This is a genomic window from Chitinophaga tropicalis, from assembly GCF_009758205.1.
GTDB lineage: Bacteria > Bacteroidota > Bacteroidia > Chitinophagales > Chitinophagaceae > Chitinophaga > Chitinophaga tropicalis.
Genome location: NZ_WRXN01000003.1, coordinates 105,725 through 123,738 on the forward strand (window position 1 = coordinate 105,725; position 18,014 = coordinate 123,738).

The 18,014-nt window shown below is 48.7% G+C and carries 6 protein-coding genes; all 6 read left to right on the forward strand.

The annotated features are described in order from the left end of the window. The first annotated feature begins 7 nt into the window (after window positions 1–7). The 6 genes from GO493_RS08630 to GO493_RS08655 are packed head-to-tail and all read left to right on the forward strand — an operon-like array spanning window position 8 to window position 18,013. A complete protein-coding gene (locus GO493_RS08630; RefSeq protein WP_157305743.1) occupies window positions 8–466 on the forward strand; it encodes a GPW/gp25 family protein in 459 nt (152 codons plus the stop codon). Continuing rightward, window positions 466–4,431, forward strand: a complete 3,966-nt coding sequence (locus GO493_RS08635; protein WP_157305744.1) for a baseplate J/gp47 family protein — start codon at window positions 466–468, stop codon at window positions 4,429–4,431. The genes GO493_RS08630 and GO493_RS08635 overlap by 1 nt, the downstream gene beginning before the upstream one ends. A gap of 22 nt (window positions 4,432–4,453) precedes the next feature. After that, on the forward strand, window positions 4,454–6,145 hold the full coding sequence (locus GO493_RS08640; protein ID WP_157305745.1) for a tail fiber domain-containing protein: 1,692 nt from the start codon (window positions 4,454–4,456) through the stop codon (window positions 6,143–6,145). Between the two features lie 30 nt (window positions 6,146–6,175). Beyond that, the gene (locus GO493_RS08645) at window positions 6,176–13,159 is read left to right on the forward strand and encodes a hypothetical protein (protein ID WP_157305747.1); all 6,984 of its coding nucleotides are present in this window, start codon (window positions 6,176–6,178) and stop codon (window positions 13,157–13,159) included. 25 nt (window positions 13,160–13,184) lie between these two features. Continuing rightward, window positions 13,185–16,349 (forward strand): hypothetical protein, encoded by a 3,165-nt coding sequence (locus GO493_RS08650; RefSeq protein WP_157305748.1) that lies wholly within the window; start codon window positions 13,185–13,187, stop codon window positions 16,347–16,349. Further along, a complete protein-coding gene (locus GO493_RS08655) occupies window positions 16,349–18,013 on the forward strand; it encodes a contractile injection system tape measure protein (RefSeq protein ID WP_157305749.1) in 1,665 nt (554 codons plus the stop codon). Before GO493_RS08650 ends, GO493_RS08655 begins: the two co-directional genes overlap by 1 nt. Window position 18,014: the final 1 nt, after the last annotated feature.

An 18,014-nucleotide genomic window follows, 5' to 3' on the forward strand; every position in this document is an offset into this window, starting at 1 on the left:
CTGATATATGCTTGATGCAAAAGATTTTCTCGGTTGTGGATGGGCGTTCCCTCCAACATTCCGGAAAGAGAATGAAGACCAGGACTGCTATGCCCAGCTGGCCGTTGGCCGCGAAGATATTGAACAGAGCCTGCAGATCCTGTTATCTACCAGCCTGGGAGAACGGGTGATGCTGCCTCAGTACGGCTGCAACCTGTCAGACTACCAGTTTGAGTCAATGAGTAACACCCTTATAGGTTTTATCACTGATCTTGTTTCCAATGCCATCCTTTATTATGAGGCCAGGATAAAGGTGGATAAGATCACGGTATCCCAGTCAGATTCCTGGGATGCTATACAGGGATTTTTACGCATCAATATTGACTATACCATAAGGGCTACCAATTCCAGGTATAATTATGTGTACGACTTCTATATCAGGGAAGGAAGTGCTGATGCAATAAATGCAATGATAGCAATTAGATAATGAACGCTTCAGATAAAATATCAAATAGCCTGGTACGCGACGGGATCAGCCAGTTGCAGCGCCGTATGGAGGCCTTGTCTGCAGATAAGGTGCAGGTAGATGAGCGCAGTACGGCCCAGTTGCTGGGATTCCTCTACAGGTACGCACGGTACGTGCTGTACTATGATGATACCCTGTACTCCCCTTATCAGAAGGCTGATCTTACGCTGACATCGCAGGGCGACTGGCAGGATTTCTTTCGCAGGAATCCGCCGTTCCAGTATGCTGCTGTGCAGCAGTTTGATATAGCAGGGTTTGACGCCGCTTACCGGCAGGCAAAGGAGGAGATCAGTCACCAGTTGCCGGAGGACCAGTTCTGGTCTATGTTCAACCGTGTGATGGACATGGTAATGCAGCTGAACAGCTGGGATGCACAGCTGGATGAAACTACGGGTCTGAAAGGAGTATTGACGGCATTGGTACAGTCAGATTTCAGCAAAGCGTTGCACCGCCTCATCGCTATGGCCAATACATATGGTAACCGGCCGGATGAAGTAGTGAATAATATAGCTATGCTGCAGAGGAACAGCGACTGGCAGCTATCTATGGATAAACTGATAGCAAAGGATGCTTATCTGCAAAGACTGAACAACTATCCCCGCCGTAAGAAAGTAAAAGTGCTTGCACAGCTGGATGACCTGTTCGGCATTTTCTATAAGGGTATACAGCAGGTACAGGAGTTTGCCCTGAAGGACTTTGATACTGTATTAAAGGGGCAGCAGAAGCATCAGCCGCATGTGGGCCTGTTATATGCTTTCCTGCAATTGTTCGGGCAGGTGAAGGCACAGATGAACACCATTGCCCGCCAGCATCTGAACTTCTTCTACGAACAGGTGCTGCAGCTGAAGAAAAGGCCATTATCGCCGGACCATGTGCATATTGTTACAGAGCTGGCCAAACAGCTGCCCGATTACCTGTTGAAAAAAGATACCGGGCTCAAAGCCGGAAAGGACAGCACAGGGAAGGAAGTGACCTTCTATACAGAAGAAGACATAGTGCTGAACAAGGCGAAGGTGAGCCAGTTAAGAACACTTTTTAAAGACGATAAAGCCAATATTTATATAGCTCCTGTGGCAAACAGTGCCGATGGCCTGGGGGAAGGGTTCCGTAACCCGGCTTATAACAGCTGGCCTGTACTGGGTGCTGCTTCTTATCAAAGTAAGAACAGTGGTATTGCAACCCATTATCCTTTCGGGGCTACCGGTTTGCTGCTGGCATCTCCTATACTGTTGCTGAAAGAGGGAAAACGCATCGTGACTGCCAGCATTACCCTGAGCAATGTTCCGAAGCAGCAGCAGTTGGCAGCATTGCTGGCAAAGCCTTTTTACCTGCTGAACGATGCTGTGCTGACAGCCTTTGAAAAAGGAGGCATTGCTAAAAGCGATGTGACTGCCATACGTGATAAGATGAGTGCAGCAGGCATCACAGAGATCTGGCTGGACGATACTCCGGGAGAAACCAACTTTGTTGTATACACGGGGTTGAACAGTACTGCCGCAAAAAATATTGCATTAAGAAAGTTATTGCAGGTAGATGCTACCACGGAAAAAGGATGGTATCCTGCTCCGTTACCTGTCATCACCCTGCTGAACAACCAGCTGGATATTACGTTCACGCTTGAAGCTGATGCTCCCGCACTGGTGGCGCCAACGCCTGATACTATCGGAGCCAGCTACCCGGTAAAAGACCCTGTGCTGAGAATATTGTTCAATCACAGCCTGCATTATCACCTGGCTGAGAAGGAAGAGCCCTGGTATGATGTGATGAGTAATCTCACTATTATGAATACCACTGTGAAGGTAGATGTGAAGAATGTAAAGAACCTGTTGCTGGGTAATGATGAAGGTCCGCTGGACCCTAATAACAAGTTCGTGCCTTTTACAGGAACGCCAGGGAAAGACAGCAATTTCTATATAGGGAGTGATGAGGTGTTCAGGAAAAAGCTGAAGACGCTTAAGGTGAAAATGGAATGGGAGGGGCTGCCTGACAGGTTTGAAACACATTACCGGGCTTATAATGCCGGCATAACTGATACTTCTTTTACGGTGGGATTGCAGATGCTGGTAAACGGTCAATGGACCGGGAGTAATAATGACCTGGCTACGGCTGTGCCTTTGTTTGATGTGGTGGGGACTATACAGTCTAAGAGGGAAATAACAGTATCTAATGCAGGGAATATCCCGGTGCTTACGCAAGCGGCCGTATTGCAACCGTATAGTAATGCTTCTCTGTACGGTTTTATAAGATTGAAGCTGGACCGTAGTTTTCTGCATGATCAGTACGCTACGGTGCTGGCAAAGCAAATGATACGGATCAGTGAGCTGAAACTGACTGAGTTGCAGAGTAAGGCGGCTAACTACGTGAGCCATGCTGGTACAACCAAAGGCCAGACTGCCAATACGCTTACAAAAGCCAATAACATTAATTCGGCTTCTCCTGCAAATGACTTTACTATTCTCCGTGGTGCCGCTTCTTCAGCAGATGCATGGGCGCAGGTGAATGTCAATGATGCTAATTCATTTAAGAATTATGTAAGTGGTACTAACACAGACGTGATCGACTATCCGCCTCCTCCTTATACCCCGACTATCAAATCTTTTTCGGTCGATTATGAAGCCGAAGCTACAGGTGCAGAGATCACATTATTGCATAAATACCCTTACGAGGAAGGTAATTACAAGCCTTTATCTTCCGGCGCTGCGGCTTATTTCATGCCGGTGTATAAAGATGAAGGCACACTTTATATAGGGCTGGAGCAGGCTGTGCCGGGTACCAACATCGCCTTATTATTTCAGCTCTCCGAGTTCACTGCTAACCCGGACATACGTAAAGCCAGCATACGGTGGCAATACCTGGCGGGTAATGAGTGGAAGGCGTTGGAGCCGAATACACAGGTACTCAGTGATACCACGCAGGACCTGCTGGTATCGGGTATTGTAACTATTGCATTGCCGTGGGATGCGGATGATAAACACACTATTCTCCCGCAGGGGTATCACTGGCTGAAGGTAAGCACGGAGCATTACTCAGCCGCTGTTTGTGAGGCTGTAGCTGTGGTAGCGCAGGCAGCGAGGGCGGTATTCCGTAACCAGGAGAATGATCCGGGAAGGGTAGTACCGGGACTGGCGCCGCAAACTATCAGCGGGCTGGTGGTGCCGGACGCTATGATCAGCAAGCTGGCGCAGCCTTATCCTTCTTTTGGCGGCAGAAGGGAGGAAACGGCGGATGAGTTCTATGTGCGTGTGAGTGAGCGGTTACGCCATAAAGGAAGGGCTATTAATGTATTCGACTATGAGCGTATTATACTGGATGCTTTTCCGGAGATATTCAAGATCAAATGTATTCCACATACAAAAATGTGCAGGGATGTGAAGGGAGAGATCACGCAGCTGGAATCGCCTGGTTGGGTTACGCTGGCGGTAATACCCCGTATAGATGATTTTCCGGCAGATGAGAAGTTCAGTCCCCGGGTAAGCCGGATCATCCTGGAGAGGGTGAGCAATTATTTACGTACACGCACTTCGGTTTTTGCTAATGTGCAGGTGATCAATCCTACCTATCAGCCTGTGAGCTTCAGCGGTAATATACGCTTCAGGGAAGGGCTGGATGTGAACTATTACAGGAAGAAGGTGAAGAAGGAAGTGCAGGAGTACCTGTCACCCTGGGTGAACAGCGGTTCGCAGGACATTGTCTTTGGCGGTACGCTGATGATGTCTTCTGTGTTGCAGTTCATAGAACAGCGGGATTACGTGGATTATGTAACGGACTTTAACATGTTCGTGAAGCGGGATGGAAGTAATGGCCCGCCGGTAAAGGCCGTCACCGCCGATACTCCCTGGTCGGTACTCATTGCAGGGGAACAGTCTTACGAAAGTATTAATTCCTGTACAGGCACTGTTCAGGTACCTGTATTCAAAATAAAATAAATCATTTTAAAAACATACTCCCATGTCTATAACAACGAGAGCAGCACTGAAAGCACAGTTTAAATCAGGCGCCGTACCAACATCTCAGGATTTCTTTAACCTGATAGATTCTACGCTGGTAAGAAGGGATGATGCTTTCTTCGGCAAATGGGCGGCCGGTATCTGCTATTATCAAGGTGATGTTGTGATCTATAATAACGCGTTATACACCTGTACGCCTGCCGGCAACAAGCCTTGTGGCTGTGATGAGCAGGGAGGCGGTGAGAAGGCGGATAGCGGGAAAGGGCATTGTTCCACAGAAAACCCCCAACAGGATTGTGATAACTGGAAGATGCTGGATATAGATGCATCTGATGAGGATTGGGAGATTATCAGGAATGAGGAGAAGATCCCCGTCATTATGTATGCTAAAGTATTCGGTAAGATAGGGATGGGTACGCAGTCGCCCGAAGCGAGGGTACACATTCATGTTGATGAAGTGAACGGTGATTTTCTTTTCAGTCCGGACAATACCCAGTGGCCGGAGTTTGTGATCCGTCAGACGGGTGACGGCAGTAAGTTCCTGTCAGAGAAGATAGCTGATGATAAAGCTGTATTCACGACGGATACTGAAGGTTTTCTTTTTAATACGATCGCTACTCCTGCTCCGGTCCCAGATGGGGAGGTAGTGAACAAGGAGGTACCGGCTGTAGAGGTAAAGCCTGTGTTTATTGCTACGCCGGAGTCAGGAGCAGTGATAGGCATAGGTACGGTGCAGCCTGAGGGCGCGGTGGATATACAGAACCAGCCTTCAGCCCGTTTGTTACTGAACCCGGTACAGTCGGTCGTACCGCAGGCTGTTTATCTGCATAAGGGAGAGTATGGGCAGCAGAGTTACACTGTATCATCGCTGGATGGTGTTAGCAGTAATTTTATTACGAATGCGCCAGAAGGGTTCTATTTCCGTAAGGGGGTGGAAGATAGCAAGAACCTGTTGAAGAATATCTCTAACGTAAATGTGCAGACGCTGGTATCTATCAAGCAGGATGGCCGTGTGGGCGTAGGAACGGAAGCCCCTGTTACGAATGTGGAGGTAACAAAGGACGGTGGTGCAGGAGCTTTCCTGATGTGCCTGGATAATACTAACCCGGCTTTCAGTATCATCAATAACAGGCCTAATAATGATAAGCGTAATTACCTGTTGGTGGGAGCGGATAATGACTGGGGCGCATTTATTACAGATGCTTCCAAGGGATTTGTTTTTAAAAGGGGAGGAGAGTATGGTAATGGCAACGAGCTTGAAATAAACCAGGGAGATGACCTGGTGACGATATCCAATGAGGGGAAGACCATTATTGGCGGACTGAATCCGCAGGGTTTTGAGCTGAATGTAAAGGGTAAGACGCGCAGTTTTGGCCTTTACCTGGATACTGATGTGAGGAAGGTAAAGAACCCTAAACCACTGGGTCCTGTTATCGCCAATGTAAAACGTCTTAACCCGGTTTCTTTCTCCTTTAACCAGAAGAAGGCCAACTGTCCTGATACGGAGCAGCAGATAGGCTTCCTGCCTCACCAGGTGGAAGAGTTCTTTCCTGAGCTGGTAAATACGGATGCTGATGGTACGCAGACGCTGGCTTATGCCAACATGGTGGCTGTGCTAACAAAGGCTATACAGGAGCAGCAGGACCAGATAGCGGCGCTGGAGAAAAGGATAGCTGTACTGGAAGGGAAATAACAGGGTCATCATACCAAGTATTATCTTAAAATGCCTGAACTGAAATATATAACAACGGATAAGAACAGCGGGTACCCGGAGTACCTTGACTTTGTCACGCTGCGCAGATTGGGGATCCAGCATATTGCGGAACTTTCAGGCAAGATCTGGACGGACCATAACCTGCATGACCCTGGTATTACCATGCTGGATGCCCTGTGTTATGTGCTGACAGACCTGGACTACCGTACAAAGCTGGATTTCAAGGACCTGGTAGCCGCCCGTGGGGGAACAAAAGAGAATAACTTTTATACAGCTGCGCAGATATTAGGTAATAATCCGCTTACCATTACGGACATCCGTAAAATGCTGATAGATATCAAAGGGGTACGGAATGCGTGGCTGAAACCTGTTGAGGAAGGAGAATATACCCTTGCATATGATTGTGAAACGGGACAGCTGCTGAACACTCCTGTAACGGAGAATCTGAGCCCTGTGCCGCTGAAAGGTCTTTACAGGATCTATATAGAGCCGGATGACGTGTATGCTGCAGCCTATGAAAAAGATGCCTGCGGCAATGATGTGTTCCCTATGGAGAACATGCTGAAGACAATAGATGAGCGTTTGCATGCTCACCGTAACCTCTGTGAAGATTTTGCTGATATAGTTGTGCTGGAGAAGGAACCTATCAGTCTTTGCCTGCATATTGAGCTGGCTGCCAATTTTGATCCGGATGAGGTACTGGTGAACATTTATGGCGCCATACAGGATTTTTTCTCTCCTGCTCCATCTTTCTACAGCCTGCAGCAATTGCTGGACAAGGGCCGTAGTATGGAAGAGATCTTTGAAGGAAGGCCATTTAATTTTGATGAGAACAGACCGTTGCAACAGAACGGTTTCATAGATACGCAGGAGCTGGAAAGCCTGGAAAGGCTGACGGAGCTGCATGCTTCAGACCTTTACCGTATTATTATGAAGGTGCCTGGTGTGGCAGGCATCACCCGTTTGCAGATGAAGAGCTCTAACGAGGGCGGTTATCTGCTGAATGATAAGGATGGCAAGCCTATAGTTCAGAATGGAGAGGAGTGGTGCCTGAAGCTGAAGGACAACCATCGTCCTGTATTATCCCCCGAAGCCTCCAATGTTATTTTCTATCGTAATAAGCTGCCGTTTACAGCAAATAATGAGCTGGTAAGGCAGCGGTATATCAAAAACATTTCAGATTATACCAAATTCCCCAAAGCGCCGGATGCGCTGGATACTGTTGTGCCCAAAGGCCGTGACCTGGACCTGGCCCAGTATACTTCCGTGCAATATGAATTTCCGAAGGTTTACCTGGTAGGTAAGAATGAAGTGCCGCTAGACGCTACAGCCGCCAGGAAGGCGCAATCCCTGCAACTGCAGGCGTACCTGTTGTTCTATGACCGTTTGCTGGCAGATTACTTTGCACAGCTGTCCAATATACGGCAGTTGTTCTCTCTGCAGCAGACCGATGACAGACGCACTTATTTCTCTGCAGATCTGAGCGGCATTCCACAGTTACCATCCCTGTTAAGGTATGAGAAGCAGTTACCTGTTACTACCCAGGGTGCTACCTATAAGGGAATGACGCTGGCTTTTGAACCGGCTGCAGGAGGAGAGGGGCATAAGGAGTACAGTTCCATGTACCTGCGTGATGAATCTATTCGACGTATTATCAGCGCCTGTTCCAATAATAATGTGAAGCGTGTAATAGATCAGTTTCCTGACAGTGGGGAATGGTACCTGTTGCTGACAGATACGGCAGATAATATCCTGCTGGAAAGCGCTATTTATTTTAATACCCGGAATGATGCGGAGCAGGCTGCGAGGGACATTGTTTTCCTGGCGGGTTTGCCGGGAAGTTACAGCCGTACGAATCACCGGAAGGAGAACAGGTTCAGCTTTGATCTTGTATATAATGATACCGGTTATACGGAAATGCTGACGGCGTTGTATGAAACGTCTGCGCAATACCAGGAAAGGAAGGACAGGTTTCAGAATCACCTGCTGGCAAGGTTCTCTGAGGACTTTACTGATTATGCGCTGATGATGTACAACATCAGCGGAAGGAAGAATGATCCCGAAGGTAATATAGCAGATAAGGCCGCTTTTCTTTCTGCCTATCCTGAAACCAGTGCCAACCGTGCCCTGGCGTTTGATTATAAACACCCGGAGAAAGGCTTCCCTGTGTGTGGATTACAGGAGAGGGTAGCTGGTCTGATGGGCATCAGGCAATCGCCATCTGCATCGCTGAGTAATTTTGACCTGGTGAATGCCATTCGTCTGCATCAGTTCTTCTGTTACTTGCCGGACCAGAAAACGCCGTTGTTTGTAAGTGATAGCCTGCATGCGGAAGCTGAGGTAAAGGATGCTTTCAATACTTTCTTACAGCTGGGTAAGGATAAAGAGAATTATAAGCCGTATGGCTGCCATGGAGAGGGGGTGTATGGTTTCTATATACAATCGCCCGTCAATGCAGAGAAGTGGGTGGCAGCCAGGTGTATGATAGAATATGCTACGCCGGAAGAGCGGGACAGGATGATAGACTGGTTTGTGACGTTCTTTGTGCATGATGGGCAGTACAAAGTATTTACCCGTACCAATGAAGGTTATTATTTCCTCTTGCCGGACGACCAGGGGCATACCCTGCTGAAGAGCCGGCAGGGATATGAGACGCAGGAAGAAGCGTTATCTGCCGGTTATGACTGCCTGGAAGTGTTGCAGGAAGATGCCGCCTGGCAGGTGAAGCATGATATTCCTACTGCCAGTTACAGTGTTGTAATTGTACAGGGAGATGAGCAACTGGCGCATCATCCGCAGGCTTTTGCTGATGAAGAGGATGCGACGAAGAAGCTGGAAGAGCTGAAAGCCTGGTTCCGTAAACATAAGCTTGTATACCAGAAAGAAACTACCGAATTATATAACTGGCAGCTGGCTGTACAGGGCAAGGCGGCCTGGCAGGGCGCTTTGCCTTTTAAAAGCACTGCTCAGTTACCTGCTGCATTTGCCCAGTTTATTGAACTGGCAGCTAAAGCAGAGAACTACCGTATTACGGGTGAGTATAACCTGCAGGTAGTGCGTACGGAGGAAGAGGAGATAGTGACGATAATAGGAACGCATTTGTTTGTTTATGAATCTGATGCTGCTGCGCAGGAGGCTATCAATAATTACGTGTTGCTGTTCAGTGGTCTGTGGATAGCCGCTACAGGTACTGTTACTGAAACAACTGCTGCATTTTATTCTTTCAGGGACCTGCAGACGCAGATGGTTGTGCTGACCACTACAGACCTGGTGCCTGATGGACCTTCAGTTGCGCAGTACACCCGTAACATTATGCGTTATGCGGCAGATCCTGCCCGGCTTTCTATAGTACCGGGCGAGGGTTGTGGTTATATGGTGAAGCTGCACGATCCCTGTGGGGAGCTGCTGGCTGTAAGTCCGCAGATGCCTGACCAGGTAACCGCCGGCAACCTGATGGAGCAGATATTATTAAGGGCCGGACAGGAGGCGTTGTGGATAGAGAAAGGAGAGACGGTGACTGCTTTTGGGTGGGTGTGGGAAGAAGAGAAAAGCACAGGTGTGTGGGATACGCGCCAGGCAGCCGCTGTGGCTTTTATCAGCTGGCTGTTGAAGAAAGAGCAGCATCCCCTGCTGGCAGATATAGGATGGTCTGTTACAACATTGTATCATTATTATTTTAAGATAAAGGAAGGCAGTGGTTTCCTGTTATTACAGGAGCCATCATACTTTACAAGTTACCAGGCAGTACGTACTGCTTTCTATAACACGGTGAGATTTGGTAAGCAAAGACCATATTACCTGCTTACCACCCTGGAGAACTGTACTTATGGTTTTAAGGTGACAGATGACCAGCAGCGTGTGCTGGCGGTTCATCCGTTTGAATATACTACTACGGCAGCCCGTGATGCGGCGGTGGACAGAACTATAAAGTTTCTGCAGGAATACGGGCAGGTGATAAATGAAGTGAAGCTTGCCGGCGCCTGGAAGTATAGCTGGCAATGGCTGGATTGCTGTAGCTGGCAATCTGCCACAGCGCTGGATGCCCTGGAAGAAAAAACAGCGCTGAAAGACGCAGAAACAGCACTGAAACATATACTGCTTGTAGCGGCCAACCTGGATAAGAAGGAAGTTTACAGGATAGCGGAAGATGAGAATGGCTTCCGTGTTTTCCTGGTGGAGGAAGGTGCTGATCTGGCTGTGCATCCCGACTGGCTGGATTGCCGGAGGGAAGCGGAAGATGTGATCGTAAGGCTGACGGCCTGGGCCAGGTTCACTCTCAGCGTATATGCGCAGGGGAAAGTTTCAGAAGAAACAGATGTGCATACGGACCTCTATCAACCGGGGTCGGAGAAGGCGATGATAGGCTACCGGTTATGGGACAGGGAATTCCGCATAGCGCGTTACAGCACACAGTTTAATTCTCCTGCAGAAAGAGAAACCGCTCTTCTTGAGTTGTTACAACGTTATAAGAGAAAGCTACCTTATTATACAGTACTGGAAGCGGGCAACTCTGTTGTCTTTGTGCAGAATGGATTATACTATTTCCAGTTGCGCCGTAATGATACGCTGCTCTGGCAAAGCGTGAACGCTTATGGAGATGCGGCTGCCGCAACCGCTGCCTTTAAAGCTGCCTGCTGGCAGATATTACAGCGTTCGCTGCTCCAGGAAAGTTACAGCAGCTGGAGCAATAGTGAAACGCAGCTGACCCTTTACGATGAAAAAGGGTTGCCGCTGGCAGTCCTCAATGAAGCCTTCGGCAGTTATGATACTTACCTGGCCGCTATCCGTGCACGCCAGCTGTTTGCAAAGCAACATGGTGTTTATGTTACGAAGGATGGCGCTTATGCATTTCATATTTACAACGTCAAAGCAGGCGCGTATGAATGGGAGAGCATCAGCACTTATGCTGACCCCGAAGCGGCAGCTGCTGCTTTGAAAGAATTTATGCAGCTGTTGTTGTACAGGGGTAATTACTGCCTGGACAATGAGAATACCGGTTGTTATTATAGTCTTACCCTGGGCAAAGTGTTGCTGGATATTCAGCATGTAACGAGGAGGTGTGAAGGCGACAGCGGGCCGGAGGTGATAGATGAAACGGAGGCCTGGAACAGGCTGCAGATATTCCTGGACAGCCAGCAGCAGGGCGATAGTAATTTCTTTCCTTACACTGATTATGCAGGCGGTTGCCGTTATGCCTTCCGTATGGTGGATAGTGAGCTATACAGGGTAGCACAGCATACCGAATGGTACCAGGGTATGGAAGAACGGGAGGAGAAGCGCCTGGAGCTGCTATGTGATATTTACTGTAAGGAGAGGTTGTATGGCTGGTTTGTAAAACCGGACCCTGAAGATCCGGCTAACCGTGATGAGAAGATACTCCAGTGTTATTTTAAGCAGCCGGGAAAAGTAAACTTTGCCGATCTCTGGATGAGTTATTCTGCCATTGGTACAATGAAGGAGAAACATAAATTCTGGCAACCGGCAACAGAGAAGCTCACAGAGGAGGTCTCCCTGTATTATTACCAGCTGACCGGTAATGATGAAAAGGTGATCTGGAATACTGTTACCCGTTATTCCACCCCTGAACAGGCAGCAGAGGCTGAACAGTACTTCTATGTATACCTGCTGGAAATGGCCCGTTCTGAAGCTTCCTATTATTATGAGCCTGTGGTGGGATGTGAGAAGGCATTTACCCTTTCCCTGAAAGATATGGACGGGAAGATCATTGCCGTGGCGCCTGATGTGATATGTGCCCCGGATATTGAGCAGGACCGCAATACCCGCATCTTCAACGCCATGATGTATCCTGTAGTGGAAACAGGTAAGGGATACAGCTTTGAGATCAATAATATAAAGCAGGACGCTAAAAGCGGAGAGCTGAGCTATATGACCATATGGGAATCTGTACGCGTTTACGATACCCCTGATGAGGCCTTTAAGGATTTAACAAAGGCCAGTCAGCTGTTGACGGACCTGCGCAATTACCAGCGTGGCGATGAGGACGCGTGTGGACCGTTCAGTGTAACACTGGTGGATCCACAGGCTATACTGGCAGACCATCCGTTTACCTATACAAGTATCTCTGCCCGCAATGCGGCGATAGAACAGGTGCAGACCGCTATCAGCGCAGAGGGTATGCATTTGCTGGAACATATACTGTTACGTCCGCGTACACAGGAACAGTACTATGAATCTATGCAGCTACAACTGTCCTGGTATCCAGGATCCGGTCAGGAGCTGCCTGTACTACTGAAGATCGGCGCTGAAACTGTTTATAAGGACAGTAATGCTTTCCTGGATGATATCAGGAGCGTTGCCAAGGATGGCCGCATTTTTATTGACCAGGAGGCGGAGGGCTATATTATATCCTGGTGGAAGAAGGATGAGAGAATAGCTTCTGCACAACTGAAAACGAGTGATGTCGTGACAAAGGCGCTGGGAGACAGGGATGGTTTTATCGGGACTATGCAGGAATTGTTATCGGGAGTGAGCAGTCAGCTGGTGACTACTGAAACAGTGCCTGTATGCAGCAATGGAGCTGATGTGGTGCTGCCTTCCTGTACGGATATCTGCCTGTGTGACAGGGCGCAGGAAGTAATAGATGAGGAGAACAAGCCTTATTGCGACTGTACATTCTTTGCTGATCCTTATTCATTCTGGGCAACGGTGGTGTTGCCGGCATGGCCGCAGCGTTTCAGGCTGGCCCGTTTCCGTCAGTTCTTTGAAGATACTTTGCGCAGGGAAGCGCCAGCACATATCAGGCTGAACATTCTCTGGGTAAGCCCGCAGCAGATGCTGCAGTTTGAGAAGGCCTGGAAGCAATGGACGATGGCTTTATCACGCGAGGACAGCTGTGACTACACCAGCAGTCTTGAGCAGCTGAATAAAATATTAATGGAACTGAAAAACGTATATCCGGCCGCATACCTGTATGATGATGATGGTGGTGCAGATAAGCCACTGATCATACTGGATGAAGCAATGCTTGGATAAAATTTAAGAAATAAATTCTTCAGAAATGATAATCAATATTCCTACCCCTTACCCGCTTTTTACCAAGGGACAACAGTTGCGGAGCAGCGACCTGACAGGTATTGTTGACTTTGCGAAGAAGGAGGACCAGGACACCCGGGTATATCTTGAAGGAGCGGGTATATTTTACGGGTTGACAGTCAACTGGGACGGCAGTGCGCTGACACTGGCGCCGGGTACCGCTGTGACATCAGACGGGCTGCTTTTTACTATAGAGGATGAGATAGTGTACAAGGGCGTTGAGAAGGACGTCAATGTATCGGTGCAGGGAAGGACAGCCAGTGTTATGGTGCTGACTACCGGAGAGGATAATCACAATGATTTTGTACAATACTATAGCGGTACCAATCCCGGCACCGGTGCAAAAGATGCGACGGAGTACCTGCTGATCCTGGCGGTACGCAGTGATGAAAGCACTGTGCCCAGCTGTTTGTATGGTTATGATAACAACGTGACCACGAAGAAGCTGGAGGTGGAAGCTGCGTTAATAAGGAGGGATTTCTTTCTTCCCGGCGAGTTGGAGGCCTGGGGACAGCAGGACGTAACCGGCGCTGGAGAGCATGATCCTGTAGTACATCGCTTTGGTTATGGTAAGGGGCAGAGTGGTAATGTGCAGATCTCTTTCCTGCGGTTTACCGATTGGGGGAATGTCTGTGAGGGCTTTAACGAGGTGTGCGCGGAGGCCGAACCGGGGCTGGAGAAAGCATGTGCAGACCTGTATGACCTGGTAAAGGATAAGCTGGTACTGAAATATCCATCCAACCCGTTTACGGGGCTGGCGGGAAAATTAAGTCAGCTGAGGGGGAAGATAATGGGCAACCAGCCTGATACCCGTTATTTCCCGTGGTTGTACGATTATTATAAAGACCTGGTATCTGCCTACCAGGAGATAGTATCTACAGATGTTTTCAGCTTCCTGTCATGGATGCCGGACAGGGAACGCTTTCCGGGGTATGTAGCGTTGAACAGTGTGCGTACTAAAGATCCCAATGGGAACGCTATTGTTTATCGTATGGGCCTGTATCGTCCGCCGTTCGCTGACCTGAGTGTGAATGCACTGCAAAGGCCCCGTTTCCTGGTGGAAAGGCTTATCTACCTGGCAGATTTGGTCAATACAAGGCTGGAGGACCCCAAGCTGGCAGACTATGGCATCCGTTTTACTCCTGATGCCGGAATTCATAAACTGCTTTCTGAAAGGGCTATCCCTTTTTATTATAAAGATGCAGAGACGCTTTCGAAGAAATGGAATGCTGATCTGGCCCGTACGGGCCGGTCGTTCTCCATTCCCGGTATTACCGACGCCAAAGACTATGAATATTTACTGTCGGATATAAATGCCTATACGTTCTATCGTATTAAAGGGCATATTGGTAAAACTGCTGAGCAGACACAGGCTGATATAGCCCTTATGAGATCGGCCACTCATCTGCCTTTTGATATCAAGATAGTTTACCTGGGTACTGATGATATGCTGAAGGGGCTGATCAGTGAAAGCTCTTCTGCTTTCAGCGACCTGAAGGTGATGCTGGAAAAGATAGTGGGGGATATCCGTTGCAGCGGGGCCTGTTCAAATGAGCTGGAGGAAGTCATCTTTGATGGAAAGTTTGACCGTAATGATATAGGTGGCATGTTTGAAAAGCTGGCAGATCTCTTTGGACGGGATGAGATACCTGACATTGATAAATGGGCACAGGATTTTTGCAATAAGGAGGGCACCTGCAGCGACGATGATAAGAGCTGCTGCCGGGCCCATATTACCTCTCTTTACGCTGTTTGCTATGAATACCTGCGCAGGGAGGAACAATTGGCTAAAAGCCTTCTTTTCCACCGTTATGCTGAAAGCCATCCGGGACTGGAGCATAATGGCGGTGTACCCCGTGGCGGTACCCTGGTGCTGGTATGTGCGCAGCCTGATATCAATACCCTTTCTACAGGAGAGGTAAATAACCTGGTGAAAATGATGCTGAGCAGTGATAAGGATGCCAATGCCGCCGGGAAGAGCATGGCTGCCGATCTGCTCACGTATAAAGTAGTAGCTGATTTCTGCCTGCCTTACACCTGTTGTTCTGACAAACCTGCTATAAGAGTTGAATTCCAGGCCCTGCCTCCGTCTGCGTTCTTTAGTGTGGCGAAGTTGTCCGGTCAGCCGGGAGATAAATATGCGCTTGTATTAAAGAATGAATCCCTGCGCGCTTCGAAGTATCACTGGCAGCTGTTGAGTTTCAAGGGTGAGCAGCTGGATGAAAAAGATACGAACGATCTGAACACGCCTGCGGAGTTTACGCTGTCATTGAAGGATGGAGCTGTGTATACAGTGAAGCTTACGGCGTGGAGAGATGGGCTTTCCAGTCACTATGAGGATGAGGTGGTTGTTTGTCCGCAGGGACAGGTAAAACTCACCAGTAACGGAAAAACCGAAGTGGAATGGGTACATGACAGTGATGTGATGAACCTGCCATTGGAGGCGGCTCCGTATGGAGGGAAGTTCACGCTTACGTTATCAGAGAATGAGAAGGCGATCCCGCTGGTATATAATGTATCGTGGACAGATGATAAGGAAACCGCCCTGCTTACTTTGCAGAAGCCGGTGCCGGGAACTTATGAGCTGAAGTATGCGTTTGAAGATATCAAGGATTGCAAGGATAATGCTGCTATAATGACTATTACGGTGATAGAGACCGGTAATGATAAGAAACTGGTCAGTGATGAGGCAGTCTTTAACAAGCGGATCCTTGCTTACCGTAAGCAGGCTAATGACCTGGGCAAATCGGATGCTGCGCTGGCGGAAGACCCCCGGTTCTCAGAGACGAAGAGTTTCCTGCTGGCCAGTGGAGCGCCTGAAAAGCTGCAGGAGGGATATGAGCATTTGCTGGATTCCTTGCAGACAGGGTTTTCGAAGCTGAAAGTGGCACAGAAGGACCAGGTGGTGAAGCTGCTGATCTATGCTACTGCTTATTTTATAGACCGGCTGATAGTGGCATCGCCTGATAAAGCCCCTGCTGCTGCAACGAAGCTGATCAAGGCAGCAGGTGATACTATTACTGCGCAGAAGAATGGGCTGGAGACCTGGAACCAGGTATGGACATCCGCAGAGATCACCACTAAAGAGAATGATAAAGTAGTAACTGCGTATAGCAAACTTGTTAAGTAATGATGCAACAGCATACCATAGGAAAGTTCTGCCTCAGCATACAGCTGCCTTCCCGGGAGGATGCCTTCAGTCTGCAGAACAGGCTGGGAGCGGACTGTAAGACAGCGCTGGCGCCGCTTATGGGAGAGCTGTTTGATGAATGGACCGATCCGGATACGTTGTTGCAGATAGATAAGCTGGAGATAGACCTGGGTAGCTGTAGCCGGGAAACATTGCAGCGGGACCTGCCTGAAATGATCATAGCTTACCTGCGGAAGCATTACCCGGCTATGAAGCAACAGGCAACGCTGGCAGAGGGAATGGAACGTATTCTCCTGGCGCAGGGTTATTTCCAGAGCTGGTTGTATTTCCTGGAGCATGGTACGCTGCCCGTTACGGCCGGCAGGTGGGAGCAGGCAGCATGGGAAGAGGGGATACTGGCCACTATCTCGACGGAGATACATGCTTTGAGGCAATGCCGGGAGTTGCTTGTTGATTGTGCGCAGGCATTGCCACGGCTGTTGTACCAGTTCTCAAAGAATTTTGTCCGCAATTGGATATTGGCTTTCAGTGGCGGTGCGTACAGGGAGGCAATTACCCTGGTGACTGAGTGGGAGGAGTTGTATAATAGTGCTGCTGTTTCTCCAGAGAAGGTGAGGAGATTTATACCTGCCCAATCTGTAGTATTACCGGGGAAGGATACACTTTACCTTTCTGTCACTACTATGCTGATCAAAGAGTTGGTTTTGCCCGGTGTAAAGGCAGAGAATGTTGTGTTGCTGGAAAAGCTACTGCAGGTGACGTTTGGCCGGGCGTATTTTATACATGGGCTGCATGTGGTCCGGCAATCTGTTGCTACAGAGAAGTCTGCACCGGCATTGCTGCAGGGAACACTTGATCTGTTGTCAGGGAAATACAGGGAAGTGCTGGCGGTTTTTCCTTCATCGGTTTCTTTTACTGAAGAGAAGCGTGGCAAAGGACCATCTTCTGTGGAAGAGGATGTTCCTGCAGAGAAAGAAAAGAGGACTGGCCCCGACCTGGCAGAAGAGGATACCAGAGTATCTTCGACCAAAAAAAATATTGAGGAAATATCTTCAGCAGAAAATGAAGTTGAGAATGAACAGGTAACATCATCATCCGTCACTGCTGATACCAATACCAGTGTACCTGCTCCTGAAGAAGGTACGCAGTTGTACATCGGGAATGCCGGTCTTATACTGCTGCACCCGTATCTGCGAATACTTTTTGAAGAGTTGTCGTTTTTACATGAAGACGCATTTAAAGATGAAGATGCTGTTAGCAGAGCTGTTCAGTTACTCGGATACCTTGCTTATGGAGAAAATGATATCCCTGAATATGATCTGCTTTTTCCCAAGTTGTTGTGCGGACTGATGCCTGCTCAGCCGGTGAAGCGTTTTATAACCCTTACGGACGTTGAGAAGGCGGAGGCAGATACGTTGTTGCAGGCTGTGATCAACAACTGGGGCGCGCTGGGAGAGACATCGCCCGATGGGTTGCGTGGCAATTTCCTGTTAAGGGAAGGCCGGCTGGAGTGGAGAAATGAGGAATGGCAGCTGTATGTTACCCAGCAGGCGTATGATATGTTGTTAAACCGTTTGCCATGGGGTTTTAGTGTAGTAGGGCTATCGTGGATGCCATGGCTGATTAAAACTGTCTGGACCTGAA

Coding starts and splice junctions, on each gene's coding strand:
- GO493_RS08630 (WP_157305743.1), top strand. CDS start 8: ATGCTTGATGCAAAAGATTTTCTCGGTTGTGGATGGGCGTTCCCTCCA.
- GO493_RS08635 (WP_157305744.1), top strand. CDS start 466: ATGAACGCTTCAGATAAAATATCAAATAGCCTGGTACGCGACGGGATC.
- GO493_RS08640 (WP_157305745.1), top strand. CDS start 4,454: ATGTCTATAACAACGAGAGCAGCACTGAAAGCACAGTTTAAATCAGGC.
- GO493_RS08645 (WP_157305747.1), top strand. CDS start 6,176: ATGCCTGAACTGAAATATATAACAACGGATAAGAACAGCGGGTACCCG.
- GO493_RS08650 (WP_157305748.1), top strand. CDS start 13,185: ATGATAATCAATATTCCTACCCCTTACCCGCTTTTTACCAAGGGACAA.
- GO493_RS08655 (WP_157305749.1), top strand. CDS start 16,349: ATGATGCAACAGCATACCATAGGAAAGTTCTGCCTCAGCATACAGCTG.